We start from the raw sequence: 2,526 nt of genomic DNA, 5'->3' as shown, positions 1-2,526 counted from the left end.
GACCGGGACATCATCGATGACATCGACGGTGAAGGCGCCGGAGACTTCGGTGCCTTCGCCGTCGGTGAGGGTGACGGTGAATTCCAGGTTCTCCAGGACGTTTTCGTCCTGGCCCGCCGGATGGTCCAGATTGCCGACAAGGTCGAAGGTCCAGCCGAAGCCGTTCGCCTCGTCACCCGTCAGCGCCGCCGTGAACACAACCGCGCCGCCGACACCCGCCGTCGCCGTCAGCGTCTGGCCGTCCGGCGATTGCGTGTAGACCAGCGGCGTCCCGTCCGAAGACAGATTCATCGCGTCGAGCGCCGGGGACGCATCGATGGTCAAGGACCCGAAGCCCGCCGCGCCCGGTTCGATATCGATCGTGCCCGACACTTCGGACGCACCCGTCCCGTCGGTCCCGACCTCGCTGTCGCCCTGCGCCGCCGTCAGGTCGTCTTCGTCCACGAACGCGCCGTCCGCACCCAGATTCGGGTCGCCGCTCGGCGGGTCGTAAACCGTGATCGACGGACCCTTCGTCACGTCGAACTCAAGGTCCGCCGTCGACTGGTCGCCGTCCGCGTCCTCAATCGTGTAGGTGATGTTCTCCGTCACGCTGTTCGCGCCGCCGAAGTCCACCGTGTCGTCCGCCGTGAACGTCCAGCTACCGTCGCTGTTCAGCGTGAACGTGCCGTAATCCGTATCCAGCGGCTGACCCACCGTGCCGGTGTGGTCCTGACCGTTGTCGTCGGTATAGGTGAAGGACACGACCTCCAGGCCGCTGCCGTCCGTATCCGCCCCTTCGGTGTCGTTCGTCAGAACGTTGCCGCCGGACAGAGTCCCCCCCTGACCGGTCGCGCCGCCGTCGTCGTCCACCGCCGACGGAACGTCGTCCGTCACATTGACATAGAAGTTCTGCGTCACCGACAGGCCCGACAGCCCATCAATGGCGTCGCCGTCGTAATCCGTCGCCGCAAGCGCATCCGCATTCGGCACACCGGTCACGGTGAAGCCAAGCTGCATGATGTCTTCCGCCGTCGCCGTCGGATGATCCAGCGTGTCCAGCAGCGTGAACGTATACCCGCCGTTCCCGTCCAGCGTCACCGTGAACACGTCACGGCCGTCCGCCGTCGCCGTCAGCGTATCCGTCACCGGATCGTAGGTGTAGCCGACCGGCTCACCCAGGCTGGTCAGGCCCGCCGGGCCCGCAACCGTGAAGTCCAGATCGTCCACGCCAAGACCCGTCGGCGCGCCCGCTTCCGGCCCGTCCGCGCCGTAATCGATGGCGATCAGGTCGCCCGACCCGAAGCCAAGGTCGCCCGACGCCGACAGCGCGCCCGCATCCGGGCTCGTCCCGTCGGACAGATCGTCTTCGTCCACCGACGCCACATCCGCCGCCGTCATGCCGTCCGTCGTCAGCACCGCTTCCGGCACATCGTCCGTCACGTCCACGCCGAAGCTCTGCGTGATCGTCTGGCCCGCAAGGCCCGACGCCGCGTCATCGTCGTAATCACTGACCGCGTCCACGACATCGCTGCTCGGCGTGCCCGACAAGCTGAAGTTCAGCGTCCCGACATTCTCACCATTCGCATCGACATGGTCGATCTGGTCCAGCAGCTCGAACGTATAGGTCCCGTCGCCGTTCAGCGTCACCGTGAAGACCGGACGTTCGTCCGTGCCGCCCGCATCCGCGGTCGCCGTCATCACATTGCCGACTTGGGTGTAGGTCACCGCATCGCCGTTCGACAGCAGACCCGCCGGACCGTCCACGGTCCAGTCCATGTCGCTGTATTCCAGCGCCGTCGGCGCACCCGCCGCCGCGCCGTCCGCGCCGTAGTCGATCGACACCAATTCCCGGCCACCGGCCAGACCCAGATCGCCGCCCGTCGTCAGCGCACCCGAATCCGGGCTCGTCCCGTCCGACAGGTCGTCTTCGTCGACAGACCCGGTCGCCGCCGTACCGACGTCGCCCTGGTTGTTCTCGATCGTCGGCACATCGTCCGTCACGCGGACCTGGAAGTCCTGCTCGACCGTCATGCCGTCCAGATTGTAGACCTCGTCGCCGTCATAGTCCGTCGACGCCAGCGCCGCCGCATTCGGCACGCCGGTCACGGAGAAGGTCAGGTCGCTGTAGTTCTCGCCCGACCCGTCCGGGTGGTCGATGCTGTCCTTCAGGTCGAAGGTGAACGTGCCGTCACCGTTCAGCTGGACCGTGAATACCTCACGGCCGCCCGCTGTCGCCGTCAGCGTGTCGGTGCCTTCGTCATAGCTATAGGTGATCGCATCGCCCTGCGACGTCAGACCAGACGGGCCTGAAACCGTGAAGTCCATGTCGCCGAAGCCAAGACCCGTCGGCGCACCCGCCGCAGGACCGTCCGCGCCGTAGTCGATCGTGATCAGATCGCCGGAATCGAAGCCGATGTCTCCGGACACACTGGTCCCCTGAGACCCGTCCGTCCCGTCCGACAAATCGTCCTCGTCTACCGTCGCAGCCAACTGCGCCGCATTCTCCGTGTGACCAACACTCGCTACCGGAATGTCGTCAACGAT

General features: G+C 66.2%; 1 protein-coding gene. It reads right to left on the bottom strand.

Translation table 11 applies throughout. The features are described from left to right. The coding region (locus HH303_RS19885; protein ID WP_227421969.1) for an Ig-like domain-containing protein at nucleotides 1-2,472 on the bottom strand (2,472 nt) is incomplete at its 3' end. Between the last annotated feature and the right edge of the window lie 54 nt (nucleotides 2,473-2,526).

The organism is Pacificispira spongiicola (genome assembly GCF_012926505.1).
Taxonomy (GTDB): domain Bacteria; phylum Pseudomonadota; class Alphaproteobacteria; order UBA8366; family Aestuariispiraceae; genus Pacificispira; species Pacificispira spongiicola.
Note: the sequence above shows the minus strand (reverse complement) of the source record. Positions and strands in the feature narration are given on the sequence as shown.